We start from the raw sequence: 14,800 nt of genomic DNA, 5'->3' as shown, positions 1-14,800 counted from the left end.
TTTTATATCTTTTTTAGGAGGTACAGAAATGTTCCAATTAAAAGGCTTGGATGTTTCCAAGCACAACGGCGTAATCAATTGGGAGCAGGTAAACCTTGCCGGCTATGATTTCGTTCTGATCAGAGCCGGATACGGAAACTCTGCGGATCAAAAAGATGCCCAGTTCGATTACAACATGAAAGGCGCGATTTCGCGCGGTATGCACATAGGGGCCTATTGGTTCAACTATTGCCGCTCTACCGCCGAGGCCGTGACAGAGGCACAGGTCTTCAAACAAATTTTGCAGCCTTATGTGGGCCATATCGATTTTCCGGTTTCTCCGGATTTCGAGTATGACAGCATCCGGTACTTCAAAGAGCAGATGGGAACCGATCCTACTAACGCCCTTATCACTCAGATGATGCAGGCGTTTATAGAAGAAATGAAAGCCAGCGGCTGGTTTGTCAATCTCTATACCAACCTCGACTTCATCCGTTCCGGACGCTTCAGCGATGAACTGCGCAATGCCGTTGACCTTTGGCTGGCAGACTACAGCGGCAGTCCTGATTTCCCTTGTGGTATTCAGCAGACAGGTAGTACCGGTAAAGTTCCCGGAATCAGCACAAATGCGGACATTGACGTCGCTTATAAGGATTATCCGTCGATCATTCGTGCCGCCTCGAAAAATGGCCTGCAGCCCTCTGCAGCACCGACTCCCGCGAAGACTGAAACGACCAGCGGTATCGGCGTCGGAACCAAGGTTCAGTACAGCGGCCCGCTCTATGCGGACAGCTACGGAAATGGTGAAGGCAAGACGGTTTCCGGCACATTCTCCGTCCAGCGTGTCATCAGTGGCCGTAAATGCGGTATTCTTCTTCCCCTTGGATGGGTTCCGGCCAGTGCCTGCAAGGTGCCTTCGGCAGCCGCGACGGCTCCTGCTACTTCTTCGAAAGCTGTGGTTAAGGCTGGCGGAAAAGTTCAGTACAGCGGCCCCCTCTATGCCGACAGTTACGGCAACGGAAAAGGTAAAACGGTATCTGGTACATTTGCCGTTCAGCGCGTTATCAGTGGCCGCAAGTGCGGCGTTTTACTCCCTTCCGGATGGGTACCTGAATCTGCTTGCAAACCGGTTTAAAGCCGCTTTAAACGGCTTTAAAGGGGGTGGTTAAAATGTAGAAATTTATAAACTTACAATCCTAATTAACCGGATGTTCCGGTAGAAAGGAATCGTATGCAACAGTATATTGGAACAAAGATCATTCAAGCAGAACCTATGTCCAGAGGTAATTACAATATCTATCGCGGATGGAAAATTCCAGAAGATGAGAATCCTGATGACGAAGGATATCTTATAAAATACCAAGATAGTTATATGTCTTGGTCACCGAAGGACGTTTTCGAGGAGGCCTACCGCCCAACTGACGGCATGACTTTCGGGCTTGCACTGGAAGCTCTTAAAAAGGGTGAAAAAGTCGCACGTAAAGGCTGGAACGGTAAAGGAATGGCTTTATTTCTCACACCCGGTTCTCAAATAACCGTATCGGAAGGAAGGCCCCTTGCGGCGGTCTTTCCGGTAGGTGCAGTTGTTGAATATCAACCTCACATTGATATGAAAACAGCGCAAGGAAGCATTGTCCCGTGGCTCTGCAGTCAAACGGATATGCTTGCTGAAGATTGGACAATCGTAAAATAACAGCCTCTCACGAGGCGGAAAGAGGTTCAAAATGGACATTATGAAAAAACTTACATCCCGCAAATTCTGGATGGCGCTGGCTGGCTTGATTGTTGGTATTCTGGCGCTGTTTAGCGTAGATGGCAACACTGCCACGCAGATCAGCGGCGTAATTATGTCGCTTGGCTCCGTCATTGCTTACATTGTCGGAGAAGGGCTTGTGGATGCCTCAGCAGCTGCGCCGGCAACGACCGTTATAACCGGAAGCGTTTCTGCAGGCGCTGCTGCTACTACACCCAATGATCCGCCGGTGGTTGATAAGGTCGATTCCACAGCTGCAGAAGGCGCGCCTACCGGCTCAGAACAGGCTGCGACGGTGAAACAGGATACCGCGCTTTCCGATCAGACAAAGTAATTGAAGTAATTAAAATAATAAATCTGCCCTTCTTTCCGAAGGGCAGATTTTCACTATTATTAGGAGGATTTTTATGAATAGTTTTATTTCACGAATCGGTGGAAAGAAGCTTCTAAGCAAAGAAATCATCCGGCGTTTTCCAGACTCATTTCCAGAAAGATATATTGAGGTATTTGGAGGTGCCGGCTGGGTCTTATTTGCCCTTCAGAAATGTGCCAAATTGGAAGTTTTTAATGACATTGATGGGCAGCTCATCAATCTCTTCAGATGCGTCAAGTACCATCCAGAAGCAGTACAAAAAGAGATAGAATGGGTGCTGAACTCCCGCGAAGTTTTCTATGATTTCAGAGAGCAGCAATCATGCCGTGGTTTTACAGATATTCAGCGTGCTGCGCGGTATTTCACATTAATTAAAGAAAGCTATGGGTCGGATGTTCGCTCTTATGGGTGTTCTCACAGAAACATGGATGATGCATCAAAGTATCTTACACAAGTAAGAGAGCGCCTGCAGGACACGGTAATAGAAAACCGCGACTTCGAGCCGCTGATTAAAACCTATGATCGGCCTGATAGCCTTTTTTATCTCGATCCGCCCTACCATGGCACCGAACGGCACTATGCAGATGCCTTTTCAGAGGATGATCACAGACGTTTAAACGGGTCTTTAAAGAGCCTTAAAGGGAAGTTTATACTTTCTTATAATGATGATGATTTTATCCGAACTCTATATGACGGTTTTAAAATTGAATCAATTTCGCGTCAAAACAACTTAGCAATGCGAAATCCATCAGCACCTCACGAATTTAAGGAATTGATCATCACAAATTTCTAATATTCTAAAACATGATATTTTTTTAGGATATAAATAACGGAATACGTTATATCTTAACAAAATACCATGTAAATTCTGGAACGGTGTTATTATTCCCCATAGGAAAGGGGGGATAATGAATGGTAAGAATTTACTTATCCAAGCTGTTGGGAGAGCGAAAACTGACGCAAAATGACCTTGCTCAAATGACCGGAATTAGGCCGACCACCATCGGAGAAATGTATCATGAACTTATTCAGCGCGTGAATATCGATCATATCGATAAGATATGTGAAGCGCTGGGATGCACGATTGAAGAACTGATGGAGTATGTGCCTAAAACTCATTCCGGCCATCAATCTTCCCAATCCGGGCATAAAAAAGCGGAAGATTCTTCAAGGTAACTTGGAAGAATTTCCGTAATTTTATGCATTTCAAGGGCCTTTAGAACGACTTCAAAACCGTTTTAAAGGCCCGCTTTTTTTGTATTTAGTGTGCAAATTTTTTGCATTTTGTGTGCAAAGCAACACCCGCTTTATGGCGGATGGGCATTGGGAAAAACATGTGCGAAGGCTCTGCCTGCTCCAGAAAAAGAAGCACGATCTTTTGATAGATGCGATCGAACAAAAAATGGGAAGCAAGGTGCGCATTTATGGCCACCAGGCGGGGCTGCACATTCTGCTGGAATTTTTAGATGGACAGCAAGAGGATGCGCTCATTTGTAAGGCACTGGAATACAAGATCAAGGTATGTGCCGCATCTCCTTTCTGGCTGGATAAGCGGAATTACAACAATAACGCACTCATTCTCGGGTATGGCATGATTCAAGAGGCAGATATTCCAAAAGCGGTGGAGATTTTATCACAAGCATGGTTTCCTCAATCAAACTGTATCCTATAAATTTATTGAAACCGGTTCTTACAAAGAGGCCGGTTTTGTTGTATCGTAATGGAAAAACAAGATAGGAATGATTGATGATGCAGTACCGTATGAAAACACACCCATTGACCGAGGATCAAATCACTCACTTGCTCGAGCGGACACAAACCTGCAATTTAGCAACACTGAATCCCGATGGAACACCCTATTGCACCCCCATCCATTTCATATATTGGGGCGGCGCAATCTATTTTCACGGGCTGCCGATAGGCCAAAAGCTCGGTAATATTGCGCGGGACTCCAGAGTGGGAATTTCGGCTTATGAAATGGAGGGGCTACTGCTGGACCCGGGCGAAAAGCCATGCGATACCAATACAAAATATGAAAGCGTGATTATTTCAGGGATCGCCAAGCGCCTGGAGGATCAAAATGAAAAAAGAAACGTTCTGACAAAAATCGTGGAAAAGTACACACCGCATCTGGCAAATAAAGAGCTTCCGGACAATATGGTAAAGGGTACGGCAGTGATACGAGTCGATCTCGCAGAAATAACCGGTAAATACTACGCATAAAGCAAAGACCGCAATACAATGGACTGCTTTTTGCGTATCCGATTAATAGGTACAACAAAGCAGGGCCGCAGCGCTTTCATGCCGCTGCGGCCCTGCTTCTATCAACCATTACAACCCGTGCTGATCCAAAAATTTTTCAAACTTTGCCGGGCTCAATATCTCATTCGTCACAAACACGCCATCATAGAAAAAGGCGTAGGTGGTAACGGGCATGGGTGCCGACTGCGCTTGCTCCGTGGTCTCGATCTTGTGGACGCTGATTTCCGCGCCCCGTTCCTTCGCAAGATTCGCGATGATCGGCACATATTTGTCGGTGTGGGGACACTGGTTGGTGTAATACAGCACCATCCCCCGCTCCTCTATTTTGCCCTGCTTTACGCAGTCCTTAAACTTTGGAATCGGAGCGTTCCCGGTAAAAGGCAAATAGTAGAGGACGAAAAAAGGCTCGGCGGTATCGGTAGCGGAAAAGCCCTTGTATTTTAAATAACCCGAGTCGGAAAGGAAGGGGCGCTTTTTCTCCGAGGCGATTACGGTAAGACCACAGCAGCCCTTGGATTTGGCGTCCTGAATACACTCCTCCAGCAGGCGGTCGGCATAGCCTTTCCCCTTAAATTGCCCCGAAACCCAAAAGCAGTTAATGTGCATATACCCCGACGCATCGATGGGACACCATGCCTTCTCTGCGGGGATATACTCAATGAACACTTTCCCCCGTGCGTCCAGCTTCCGGAATACAAGCCCGTCCGCGAAACGCGCTTTCATCCACGCTTTTTTCGAGGAAACGCAGGTTTCACCTTTTTTGTCGGCAATCGCACAACAAATATGCTCAAGGTCAATATTCTCCGCCGTTACGGTGATGATGCTTTCCATTGCTACACCTTCTTTTTGATTTTTCTTCTGGTTTGGATCAGGTACTTTACGTCCTCCAAAATTGCCTCACTGGTCACACCCATCATCAGCCATCGTCCCCCCGCACTGAAGGCGGTATTTGAAAAAAGCTCCTGCGTATACCGGTCGCACATCGGCATCAGCAGCTCGGCCTCGGCCTGCTCCGCCGCACCGATCACGACCAGCGCAATAAAGTACCCATCCATCGGGTAGAGGGTGCAGAGGGAGCGCCCGCCTTTCTGATATTTTACATTCCAGCCCGGTTGAGCGAAACAGCTGCTGTAGCTGTAGCTTGGCTGGGCCTCGTAATTCTGTTGCAAAAAGCGATTGATTTCACCCCAGAGAGGATTGTTACTGTATTCCGCAATTTCAGCGGCGCTTGGCTGCCTGTCCGGCCCGTAAAGCTGTGTCCATTCCATTCTCATCACTCCCGAATTCATGATACATCAGAAAACATGACAACAGTACGTCATGTTTTGTTTCACTTCTTCTCCAGATTGTCTGCAATATGTGTGGGGCGAAGCACTTTTACATCCTTGCCCAGAGAGAGCAAAAAGCTGTAGAGCCAGCCGTCTTCCGGCAGCCGAGCAAAAACATGATAGAAGCCGTCGTCATTGCGCTCAATACAACCTTCGTCAAATTCATCGTAAACGCGGTAGGCGGACTGTGCCGAAAATTCCAACTCCAGGTCAACAAGAGAAAAAGCGGAGGCGGCCGCTGATTCGATAGGCGGCGGGCTATATTGTCCTGCTGGGAAAGGCTCGTCCGTCAATTCCACATGCAGCACGCGGTTAATCTTAAATGTGCGGTAATCCTGTCTTTCAAGGCAATAGCCCTGCAGGTACCAGGCCTTGGACTTGAAGACCAGTTTTAAAGGGTATACCTTTCGGCGGCTTTCCTCCCCATAGGCGCTCACATACTCAAAGCAGATCGCGCGTCTTCCCAGAATTGCGGTTTTGAGCAGCTCAAAGCGCCGATGATCCTGCACGCCCTGCCCCCATCGGGAAAAATCCACCTCAAGCCAGTCTGTTTCGGTGTTTTGAAACAGTGCGCCCAGCTTTAAGAGAGCTGCTTTTGCATCCGTGTTTCCCGTGGCGGCCAGGCTTTGCAGCGCGATTAAAGTCTGGTTTTGTTCGTCCCTGCTCAGCGCAGCTTTATTGAGTACATAGCTGTCAAGAATCGAAATTCCGCCGCCTTTTCCCTGGGTGGTATAAACCGGGATATTGGCCGATGAAAGCGTGTCGATATCCCGCAGGATTGTCCGCACGGAAACCTCAAAGTGTTCGGCAAGCTCTTTTGCCGTCATTGTTTTTCTGCCCAGCAGCAGGTATACAATTTGAAAAAGCCGATCAATCTGCATATCATCACCTACCAGCAGTATACCACAAAAACATGACATCGTGCTGACATGTTTTATTCTTTGCTACCCGGCAGGAATTCGCAGTTCTTCTGCAAAACTACATAAGAGTTACCGGTTATGAGTTGCCTGCAACTCGCGGTGCGATCACCTATGCGGATACCTCCCGCATCGGCAGCGCTTATCAAACAGTAGTCACGGCCATACAGCAGGCGGGCAACTCATGGGCAAACAGAACAATCTGTTTACCCCCAAAGCGAACGCAACCAGAGCCGAGGTCAGCACTATGCTCCACCGTACACCAAGCTGACCATTGATCCTGTTACGGCGCAGGGCTGGGCACGAAACGATGACGGGCAGTATATGTACTATCAGAACGGTAAGAGTGTTACCGGCTGGCAGACAATCGACGGCGTGAAATATTTCTTCATCACCAACGGCACACTGAAAACCGGCTGGGTAAAGGACGATGCCGGCAACTTGTACTTCTACTCCGGCAATATCCGCACCACCGGCTGGCGCGATATTGAAAGTAAACGCTACTATTTCACCAAGGACGGATTCATGCTTTCTGGCAAATGGTTGGGAATCGACGGAAAATGGTATTATTTTTACGACGATGGCGCTCTTGCCAGAAGCACCAAAATTGGTTAGTTTGAAGTGGACAAAAACGGTATAAGAAAAATGAAGTAAGCGTAGCATTAACAGCTACACATCGGAGGGACGAACCGAAATACACAAAAGGCTATCCAATGTAAATGTGGCAATTTTCCACTACCTCATGCGAAATCCTGTCCGTGATATGAGTATAGAATACAACGATAACAGGCTGTCCCTGTACTGTTCACAGCAAGGAAAATGTGCTGTAACAGGAAAGATTTTAGAAATTGACAGGATACATTGTCACCATAAAACAGCAAAATATTTTGGTGGCAATGCATCTATGCGAATCTCACATTGATTGATGTTAAAGAGGGAACCATCAACAAATACCTTGTAAATGAATACTTGACTAAATCTTTGGTCATTCATATAATTATTTGAAAGGAGGTGCTAGAATGAGATTGATTTTAATGAATAGCAATATAAAAAATAACGAGAATTCCATCTCTGTTTTTAAAAGATAAATTTCTAGCAGTGGATAACTGTATATTGTTGATGGTATATAGTGTTAGAAATTATTTATCCAACAGAGAAGGGATGTTATCGAATGAATAACAAGGTAGTTACAAGATTATCTTCATCAGGAAGAATAAGCAAAGCCGTAGGGAATTATACTCATATAACAAAGATTAAACCCAATTCAACGATTTATACATTTTCAGGACAAATTGGAGCAGATTTAGACGGAAATATTCCTGAAGAGTTTAATCAACAAGTAAATAATACATTTATAAATATATCAAATCTACTTAACAGTGTTGATTTGGGGCCGGATAATATTATAAAGGTAAATATATGGTCAAAAGAAGAAATTGATTGGGAGTATTTCGATAAGATATATGGTGATTTTTTCGGAGAAATCCCTCCTTCTATGACAATTGCTTATGTAAATGCTTTAGGTTTGGAAGCAATAAAAATAGAAATAGAAATATGGGCTGCGGGATAATGAAGAAGCACACCTTATGAAACAGAGCGCTGTAATAACCCCATAGCAAATTATGAGTATTGGAAAAATTAGTAGTCAAGATGATTGATAGATTATTGTTCATTTTCGGGCGATCACAATTGTGATCGCCCTTTTCTATTGCCCCAAAAAAACAGAAAGGAGGCCGCCAAGTAGAAAATTTAAGGTTTATTCTCTTGTTTTAATTCGGTTAAACGAATACAATAAATACATATACCTTGAAAGGATGCAATGAAATGGACTATATGACTGTGCGGGAAGCAGCTGAAAAATGGAGTATCACAGAACGCTGGGTTCAGAAGCTCTGTGAAGAAAATAGGGTTGAGGGTGCCGTTCGATTTAGTCGAGTATGGATGATACCAAGGGATGCTAAAAAACCTATTGATGGTAGGCTAAGACAAAAATCAGGTGATACAAATGAATAGTAAAATCTTATTGGTAGATGACGAAAAGGATATTGTTGATCTGATACAAGAAGTATTGCAACAAGATGGTTTTCAGGCCATTCAGAAAGCGTATACAGGGCTGGAGGCGTTACAAATTTGTCTGGAATTTCAGCCTGACGTTGTTGTTTTGGATATTATGCTTCCAGACCTTGACGGCTTAGAGGTGTGCAAAAAAATACGGGAATTTTCCTATTGTTCCATTCTGTTTCTTTCCTCCAAAAATGATGACATTGATAAAATACTTGGCCTTTCCTGCGGCGGTGATGATTACATTACCAAACCATTCAGCCCACGGGAAGTTGTTTTCCGTATTAAAGCGCAGCTTCGCCGTCAACAGTATCAGGTTACACCAGATTCAAGCTCTAACGATACTTTGAGTGTCGGCCCTCTTTCTCTCGATAGGGAAAGCTGTCGGGTTTATAAATCAGGACAGGAAATCAGCCTGACCGGGCGTGAATTTCTGCTTTTGTCTTATCTAATGGAGAACGCCGATAAAATTATCAGCAAAGAACGTTTATATGAACAGGTTTGGGGCGAATATAGCAGCATTTGTGATAATACCATTATGGTTCATATACGGCATATCCGCGAAAAGATTGAGGATACTCCCTCAAACCCGCAACAGCTTATTACGGTGAAAGGCTTGGGGTACAAGTTAAAGAAAAGGACTGATTAGATGAAGAAATCCGGCTACCGCACAATTTTTCATATTTACCTGATTTTCTTCTTAGCGCTGCTTGGGGCGATTATCGCAGCGATTAGCCTTTTCTATTTATTAGTTACCGTTCAAACACCGGGCGGCTCCACGATAAAGAGCGATTGGCCGAAATCATTTACAGAGGATTTCAGGGCGCAAATTATTTTTATTAATAATAAAGCACAGGTCAAACAAAGCGGAATAGAACTGTTGCAGAAGAACGATATCGGGCTGCAAATTTTAGATCATTCCGGCTATGAAATATTCAGCTATCAAAAACCCGAACAGGCTGATAATACTTATTCCACCACCGAGTTTTTGTATCTTTACCAAACAGGACAATTAAAAGACAGCAAATCCACTTCTTTCATCGGAACGGTTACAAACGATGGAAACGACTATGCATATATCCTCCATTTCCCTGTAAAAATCTCAAAGATAACCATGTATTTAAATGCAGAAAGATTTACAGGCGGGAAAACAATTATCATCTTCATTGTTGGCATACTGTTTATTGTTATTCTTGTTTCGGGAATTATCTATGGATTTTGGACAACGCGGATAATGAACCGTCTAACCGCTTCTATCAGGGAGATTGCAACACGCAGTTATTTTCCCATCCAAGCTCACGGCACTTTCAGGGACATATATGACAGTTTAAACACCTTGGACACAGAGATTAAGGCAAGTGACAAATTGCGAGAGCAGACAGAAAAAACGCGCAAGGAATGGATTGCCAACATCACCCATGATCTGAAAACGCCTTTGTCACCCATTAAAGGCTATGCTGAGATATTACAGGAGCATGGCACCAAAACCGAGGAACAATGTAAGCGGTATGCACTGGTCATGTTAAAAAATGTTGCTTATATGGAAACGCTGATTGACGATTTGAAACTAACCTATCAATTAGAAAATGGTATGATTCCCTTGAAACGACAGGAGCAAAATTTCATCCGCTTCTTAAAGGAATTGGTAATTGATATTTTAAATAATCCCGAATATGAGCACCGAACCATCCATTTTGAAACCACTGGAGAAACGGTTTGGTTTTCTTTCGATCAAACGCTTTTGATAAGAGCCTTTCAGAATTTAATCATCAATGCGTTTGTGCATGGGGAGGAAAATACGGAAATCACCCTGCAAATTTCCGTTTCTGATACCATACTTAAAATTGTTGTGTCTGATAATGGAAAGGGAATGACCGCAGAGGAAGCAGGCTTGCTCTTTCAGCGTTACTATCGGGGAACCAACACGGAGCATAAGCTAGAGGGAACCGGTTTAGGTCTTGCCATTACGAAAAGCATTGTCGAGCTTCATGGAGGCACAATTTCCGTATCCAGCATACCGGGTATTGGAACCGCTTTTCAAATACAATTCCCCATCAATTAAGGTTAATTAAGGTTGCCTGAAAAATAGATTAAGGTTGACGGTTTATCATTTGATTATGATAGCTGCCAACCTTTTTTATATGTCAGGAGGTGAAAAAATGAAATTGAAAAAGATGCTGCCATTCGTGGCTACTACGGCTATTACGCTCCTTGTTGCATTTGTGGCTGTAGCATTCCTGCTACGACCGCAGACCTTAGAGATTGGGTCTGTTGATTTGGATATGGTGGCTGACGGGGAGTATATCGGAATATGCCAAAACAAAATTTTGTTGGCTGTTGTAAGGGTAGATGTAAAAGACCATGAAATAACCAGCATCGAAATTCTGGAACATAAATCATCTAATATGGAGCAGGCCAGACAAATTGCCGCTGATGAGTTCCGGGCAATCTTTGGACGTTGACGCTGTTTCAGGGGCAGCCCCCACCAGCGATACCGTTTTGAAAGCAATAGAAAACGCATTGGAATAGGTGGCTAAATGGTTTATCTCCAACAGAAAGTAGGTGTTTGATTGAAAATCATATTGAAGTACATTCTGACGAATGTAAAAGAACGCAAAACAAGAACAGTCGTTATGATGCTGTCGATACTTCTATCTACTACATTGCTGTTTGTGTCTTTTTCTATTGGTGCGTCCTATGAAAGCGCACAGCGGAAAATGGCACAGGACATGGCGGGAAGCGCAACGATTTCCGTTACCGTCACAGATGATACGAACGGAATTGATATAAGTGCAATTCCCGATTTATCCTCTATTGGGGCAAGTGTGGGTATGCTGGAGGAAAGTTCCTTATATCACGAAAATGGCTATTATGAAACGGTTGACCTGATCGCTGCTGACCTCTCGCAGCTTAACCAAATCAATAAGCCGCGTTTGTTAGATGGTGTAGAAATCACTGACTTCTCCGGTAACAAAATTATTCTGCCGGATCGGTTTACTTCAAAATATGGAATTGAAAAAGGTGATACCATTACCCTGCAAATCAATGGAAGCCCTGTCAGTTTTGAAGTAGCGGAAATTGCCGCCTATGATACTGTCTTTTTGAGGCATACAAGGGGCGCAACGGCTCTTTTGCCTCTTTCTACATTGACTGAACTTTTAGGACAAACGGACGGATATAGCGAGATTCTAATAAAACCCTCAGATGGTGTCTCTACAGGTGATTTGATAAGCGAGCTGACGGCGACGCTTCCTGACAGCAAATATCAGGTGTCCAAGATTGTAAACGAAGCACAAATCACAGCCGACGCAAGGCAAAAGTCTATGCCGTTTTTCCTAATCAGCTTTTTCTCTCTGACAATTAGCATCTTTATCATTTACAGTAGCTACAAGGTAATCACGCTAGACCGACTGCCGGTAATCGGGACGTTTCGCAGCATTGGAGCAACCCAAAAAGCGGTTACCCGCATTCTTCTTTTGGAAAGCTTGCTATATGGCGGTCTGGGGGGACTGATAGGTATTCCGGTAGGAATGTTTGTGCTGAAATTGATTTTACAGGGCATGGGGCAATCTCTGTCGCAGGGAATTGAAATCCCCGTTGTTATTTCACCGTTCAGTATCATAATTCCCTTTACTGTGGCTATTGCCGTTTCTCTGCTGAGTGCATGGCTCCCGGTACGCCGGGCAAGCCGCCTGCCAATCAAGGACGTTGTGCTTGGAACTGTAGAGGAAAAACGCATCCCCCGACGCTTTATCGTTGGGATCGGAATTGTCCTGTTTTTGGTTTCTGTTTTTCTGCCAAAGATTGTTTCTGGAAATATGTTATATCTCGCGGGTGCTTTTTCCTTGTTGGGACTGATTGCCGCAACGATACTTATCATTCCTATTTTGACAAACCTGATTTCTATGGGACTGGAACGCTTGTATGGCCTGATTTTTAAAAATGAAGGTAGACTTGCCGCCCGGAACATGCGGGACAACAAAAGCATTGCACAGAACATTACACTGCTTTTTATCAGCATTTCCGCGGTCATAGCAATCAGCGTTGTGGGGAATTTTGTAACCACCTATATCAGCGACGTATTCAACGGTGCAGAGTTAGAAGGTTTTGCTGACGGACAAATGGAGCCGGACTTTGTGGAGAAGGTGGAAAACATGGACGGCATTGAAAAGGTACTGCCCCTTTTTGTGTTTGAGAATGAGGCGCAAGGGAACGGTATTACTTTCTCACGACTTGAAGCAACGGACAATCTGGAATGGTATAGCTCCATGTTGGCACTTCACTACACAGAAAGCAGTATGCAGGAACAGGCTATTTCTGCATTTGCCGCAAAACGGTCAATTATATTAAGCGAAAGCTGTATGGAACGGATGGGATTTTCCGTAGGTGATACGCTCACCTTGTCAAATGGAGCCGCAGCTAACTCTTATGTTGTAGTCGGCAGTTTCAAGTCGAGGGCAACGGATGTGGAAGCGGTCATTCCTTCGACCTATGCGGTTTCCGATTTTGGCAAGGCTACCTATGGATTTTTAGCCTATACTGCCGCTGACCCAGATGCAATCATGGTACAAATCCGTGACTTGTTCGGAGATACCTCAAATTGGAGCCGGACGGTGGAGGAATTTAACACGGACGCTCTTTCCACTGTGGGAGCTTTTTTACAACCTATGCACAGCATGACCTACTTCATTTTGCTGCTGGCAACGGTGGGCGTTATCAATAATCTTCTGATTAACTATATGCAAAAGCGCCGCGCAATCGCTATGTATAAATCCGTTGGATTGAGCAATCGTCAGAATATGAGAATGACGTTGATTGAGGGGTTTTCCTCCGGCCTGATTGGTGCGGTAATCGCTATCTTCGTTTCCTATATGGAAATACAAACGATTTTTCTTGTGGCTGGCCCAAAAATCTCAATGGTGCCGCAGCTTAGTGCAAAGACATTTCTCATGGCCGGGGCTATGGGAATACTGGTCACTTTATTTGGCTCTGTCGTTCCGATTTTCAAAAGCCGTCAGATGAAATTAGTAGAAGAAATTAAATTTGAGTAATAGAGAGATTGGAGGTCTTACAAATGAAACCATTAGTCGGTAATATTGCCGTTGAAGGCAAACATATTGTGAAAGATTTTCGGCTTGGCAATACCACAACAAAGGTATTGAAAGACGTATCCTTGCAGGTTGTGCAGGGAGAATTTGTATCCATCATGGGGCCGTCCGGCTCCGGAAAAAGCACGCTCCTTTATATTCTTGGGGGTCTGGACGCTCCGACTGGCGGCTCCGTTCATCTCAACGGCACAGATATATCCCACTTGGAAGATGAAAAAATGAGCAGAATACGGCGGCAAAATATAGGCTTTGTATTTCAGTTTTATAATCTTATTCCTAACCTGAATGTAGAAGAAAACATTATGCTCCCCTTGCTTCTGGATGGCAAGAAAATGAGGGATTACAAGAAACAGTTAAATCACATCTTAGAAGTGGTGGGCTTATCTGACAGGCGTAGGCATACTCCCCGCGAATTGTCAGGAGGACAGCAGCAGCGTGTGGCAATTGCCCGCGCATTGATCGGAAGCCCTGAAATTCTGTTTGCAGACGAACCAACGGGAAATCTGGACAGCAAAACCGGGGCAGAAATCATGCACCTGTTACGCAACATTAACCGGGAAAGTGGACAAACAATCATCATGGTAACACATTCGCCGGAAGCTGCCAAAAGCAGCAGCCGGGTCATTACAGTCCAAGACGGAGTAATTGAACAGGCCATAGCATTGTCTGAATAACCCTACACCGATATAACCACCATCCGCCAAATTAAAAAAACGTGAGTTTGGCGGGGCTTTATCTATGCCTAGATTCCTTAACCCTCCAAACCCGTAAAGTTTTGGGGGATCTCTTATGTGTTGGTCTCTACAGACTACACCTCTGCTCATTAGTGGAGGGCCGTATGACAAAAGCCACAGAGAGTGCAAAAAGCCTGCCCCTGTAAAAAAAGGGCAGACTTTTACATAGCTTTTGGCAACCAGGCTATCATAACGCTTTTCAGCGCCTTAGACCCTACGGCTTTGCGTCCCCATCTTTTGACGGGTTCGCCCTTGGCTTTATTATGTTTTGTTATAATCTCATCG

The 14,800-nt window shown here is 44.7% G+C and carries 19 protein-coding genes and 1 riboswitch; of the genes, 16 read left to right on the top strand and 3 right to left on the bottom strand.

Features of this window, described 5'->3' with window-relative positions; all coding sequences use genetic code 11:
* Positions 1–28 precede the first annotated feature (28 nt).
* The 7 genes from QOS46_RS00555 (at position 29) to QOS46_RS00525 (ending at position 4,328) form a co-directional block, all read left to right on the top strand.
* Positions 29–1,114, top strand: a complete 1,086-nt coding sequence (locus QOS46_RS00555; protein ID WP_283606473.1) for a GH25 family lysozyme — start codon at positions 29–31, stop codon at positions 1,112–1,114.
* 96 nt (positions 1,115–1,210) lie between these two features.
* Positions 1,211–1,672 carry a DUF2829 domain-containing protein gene (locus tag QOS46_RS00550; RefSeq protein ID WP_283606472.1) on the top strand — a complete coding sequence of 154 codons (462 nt, stop codon included), beginning with the start codon at positions 1,211–1,213 and terminating at the stop codon, positions 1,670–1,672.
* Between the two features lie 31 nt (positions 1,673–1,703).
* The gene (locus QOS46_RS00545) at positions 1,704–2,066 is read left to right on the top strand and encodes a hypothetical protein (protein ID WP_283606471.1); all 363 of its coding nucleotides are present in this window, start codon (positions 1,704–1,706) and stop codon (positions 2,064–2,066) included.
* A gap of 73 nt (positions 2,067–2,139) precedes the next feature.
* A complete protein-coding gene (locus tag QOS46_RS00540; RefSeq protein ID WP_283606470.1) occupies positions 2,140–2,898 on the top strand; it encodes a DNA adenine methylase in 759 nt (252 codons plus the stop codon).
* Between the two features lie 119 nt (positions 2,899–3,017).
* Positions 3,018–3,281: a helix-turn-helix domain-containing protein gene (locus QOS46_RS00535; protein WP_283606469.1), complete on the top strand. Its 264-nt coding sequence runs from the start codon at positions 3,018–3,020 to the stop codon at positions 3,279–3,281.
* 133 nt (positions 3,282–3,414) lie between these two features.
* Complete coding sequence (locus QOS46_RS00530; RefSeq protein WP_283606468.1) at positions 3,415–3,777, top strand: aminotransferase-like domain-containing protein; 363 nt, start codon at positions 3,415–3,417, stop codon at positions 3,775–3,777.
* Positions 3,778–3,851: 74 nt separating this feature from the next.
* Complete coding sequence (locus tag QOS46_RS00525; RefSeq protein ID WP_333782963.1) at positions 3,852–4,328, top strand: pyridoxamine 5'-phosphate oxidase family protein; 477 nt, start codon at positions 3,852–3,854, stop codon at positions 4,326–4,328.
* 108 nt (positions 4,329–4,436) lie between these two features.
* On the opposite strand, the gene QOS46_RS00520 is transcribed toward QOS46_RS00525, so the two are convergent.
* The 3 genes from QOS46_RS00520 to QOS46_RS00510 form a co-directional block, all read right to left on the bottom strand.
* The gene (locus QOS46_RS00520) at positions 4,437–5,198 is read right to left on the bottom strand and encodes an N-acetyltransferase (protein WP_283606467.1); all 762 of its coding nucleotides are present in this window, start codon (positions 5,196–5,198) and stop codon (positions 4,437–4,439) included.
* A gap of 2 nt (positions 5,199–5,200) precedes the next feature.
* A complete protein-coding gene (locus QOS46_RS00515) occupies positions 5,201–5,635 on the bottom strand; it encodes a DUF3788 domain-containing protein (protein WP_283606466.1) in 435 nt (144 codons plus the stop codon).
* 62 nt (positions 5,636–5,697) lie between these two features.
* Positions 5,698–6,576 carry a helix-turn-helix transcriptional regulator gene (locus QOS46_RS00510; RefSeq protein WP_283606465.1) on the bottom strand — a complete coding sequence of 293 codons (879 nt, stop codon included), beginning with the start codon at positions 6,574–6,576 and terminating at the stop codon, positions 5,698–5,700.
* A gap of 360 nt (positions 6,577–6,936) precedes the next feature.
* Here QOS46_RS00510 and QOS46_RS00505 point away from each other — a divergent pair, with 360 nt between their 5' ends.
* From QOS46_RS00505 to QOS46_RS00470, 9 genes are all read left to right on the top strand, one after another.
* Entirely contained in the window at positions 6,937–7,227 is a 291-nt protein-coding gene (locus tag QOS46_RS00505) for a hypothetical protein (protein WP_283606464.1), read from the top strand.
* Positions 7,228–7,783: 556 nt separating this feature from the next.
* Positions 7,784–8,182, top strand: a complete 399-nt coding sequence (locus QOS46_RS00500; RefSeq protein ID WP_283606463.1) for a RidA family protein — start codon at positions 7,784–7,786, stop codon at positions 8,180–8,182.
* Between the two features lie 254 nt (positions 8,183–8,436).
* Entirely contained in the window at positions 8,437–8,625 is a 189-nt protein-coding gene (locus QOS46_RS00495; RefSeq protein WP_283606462.1) for a helix-turn-helix domain-containing protein, read from the top strand.
* Positions 8,618–9,322, top strand: a complete 705-nt coding sequence (locus QOS46_RS00490; RefSeq protein WP_283606461.1) for a response regulator transcription factor — start codon at positions 8,618–8,620, stop codon at positions 9,320–9,322. Before QOS46_RS00495 ends, QOS46_RS00490 begins: the two co-directional genes overlap by 8 nt.
* Positions 9,323–10,735, top strand: a complete 1,413-nt coding sequence (locus QOS46_RS00485) for a sensor histidine kinase (RefSeq protein WP_283606458.1) — start codon at positions 9,323–9,325, stop codon at positions 10,733–10,735. It abuts the gene before it with no gap.
* 97 nt (positions 10,736–10,832) lie between these two features.
* Entirely contained in the window at positions 10,833–11,135 is a 303-nt protein-coding gene (locus QOS46_RS00480; protein ID WP_283606456.1) for a hypothetical protein, read from the top strand.
* Entirely contained in the window at positions 11,107–11,202 is a 96-nt protein-coding gene (locus tag QOS46_RS14245; RefSeq protein WP_408611466.1) for an FMN-binding protein, read from the top strand. Before QOS46_RS00480 ends, QOS46_RS14245 begins: the two co-directional genes overlap by 29 nt.
* Positions 11,203–11,243: 41 nt before the next feature.
* The gene (locus tag QOS46_RS00475) at positions 11,244–13,724 is read left to right on the top strand and encodes an ABC transporter permease (RefSeq protein WP_283606454.1); all 2,481 of its coding nucleotides are present in this window, start codon (positions 11,244–11,246) and stop codon (positions 13,722–13,724) included.
* A 23-nt stretch (positions 13,725–13,747) separates the two neighbouring features.
* Entirely contained in the window at positions 13,748–14,455 is a 708-nt protein-coding gene (locus tag QOS46_RS00470; protein WP_283610740.1) for an ABC transporter ATP-binding protein, read from the top strand.
* A 231-nt stretch (positions 14,456–14,686) separates the two neighbouring features.
* A riboswitch (cyclic di-GMP riboswitch) is annotated at positions 14,687–14,776 on the bottom strand.
* Positions 14,777–14,800 lie beyond the last annotated feature (24 nt).

The sequence above is a fragment of the Faecalispora anaeroviscerum genome (assembly GCF_947568225.1).
GTDB lineage: Bacteria > Bacillota > Clostridia > Oscillospirales > Acutalibacteraceae > Faecalispora > Faecalispora anaeroviscerum.
Note: the sequence above shows the minus strand (reverse complement) of the source record. Positions and strands in the feature narration are given on the sequence as shown.

Bases quoted from the DNA above. Each gene is read 5' to 3' on its own strand.
- QOS46_RS00495 (WP_283606462.1), top strand. From the start codon at position 8,437: ATGGACTATATGACTGTGCGGGAAGCAGCTGAAAAATGGAGTATCACA.
- QOS46_RS00535 (WP_283606469.1), top strand. From the start codon at position 3,018: ATGGTAAGAATTTACTTATCCAAGCTGTTGGGAGAGCGAAAACTGACG.
- QOS46_RS00480 (WP_283606456.1), top strand. From the start codon at position 10,833: ATGAAATTGAAAAAGATGCTGCCATTCGTGGCTACTACGGCTATTACG.
- QOS46_RS00470 (WP_283610740.1), top strand. From the start codon at position 13,748: ATGAAACCATTAGTCGGTAATATTGCCGTTGAAGGCAAACATATTGTG.
- QOS46_RS00530 (WP_283606468.1), top strand. From the start codon at position 3,415: ATGGCGGATGGGCATTGGGAAAAACATGTGCGAAGGCTCTGCCTGCTC.
- QOS46_RS00500 (WP_283606463.1), top strand. From the start codon at position 7,784: ATGAATAACAAGGTAGTTACAAGATTATCTTCATCAGGAAGAATAAGC.
- QOS46_RS00525 (WP_333782963.1), top strand. From the start codon at position 3,852: ATGATGCAGTACCGTATGAAAACACACCCATTGACCGAGGATCAAATC.
- QOS46_RS00515 (WP_283606466.1), bottom strand. From the start codon at position 5,635: ATGGAATGGACACAGCTTTACGGGCCGGACAGGCAGCCAAGCGCCGCT.
- QOS46_RS00510 (WP_283606465.1), bottom strand. From the start codon at position 6,576: ATGCAGATTGATCGGCTTTTTCAAATTGTATACCTGCTGCTGGGCAGA.
- QOS46_RS00490 (WP_283606461.1), top strand. From the start codon at position 8,618: ATGAATAGTAAAATCTTATTGGTAGATGACGAAAAGGATATTGTTGAT.
- QOS46_RS00540 (WP_283606470.1), top strand. From the start codon at position 2,140: ATGAATAGTTTTATTTCACGAATCGGTGGAAAGAAGCTTCTAAGCAAA.
- QOS46_RS00550 (WP_283606472.1), top strand. From the start codon at position 1,211: ATGCAACAGTATATTGGAACAAAGATCATTCAAGCAGAACCTATGTCC.
- QOS46_RS14245 (WP_408611466.1), top strand. From the start codon at position 11,107: ATGAGTTCCGGGCAATCTTTGGACGTTGACGCTGTTTCAGGGGCAGCC.
- QOS46_RS00505 (WP_283606464.1), top strand. From the start codon at position 6,937: ATGTACTATCAGAACGGTAAGAGTGTTACCGGCTGGCAGACAATCGAC.
- QOS46_RS00545 (WP_283606471.1), top strand. From the start codon at position 1,704: ATGGACATTATGAAAAAACTTACATCCCGCAAATTCTGGATGGCGCTG.
- QOS46_RS00520 (WP_283606467.1), bottom strand. From the start codon at position 5,198: ATGGAAAGCATCATCACCGTAACGGCGGAGAATATTGACCTTGAGCAT.
- QOS46_RS00485 (WP_283606458.1), top strand. From the start codon at position 9,323: ATGAAGAAATCCGGCTACCGCACAATTTTTCATATTTACCTGATTTTC.
- QOS46_RS00555 (WP_283606473.1), top strand. From the start codon at position 29: ATGTTCCAATTAAAAGGCTTGGATGTTTCCAAGCACAACGGCGTAATC.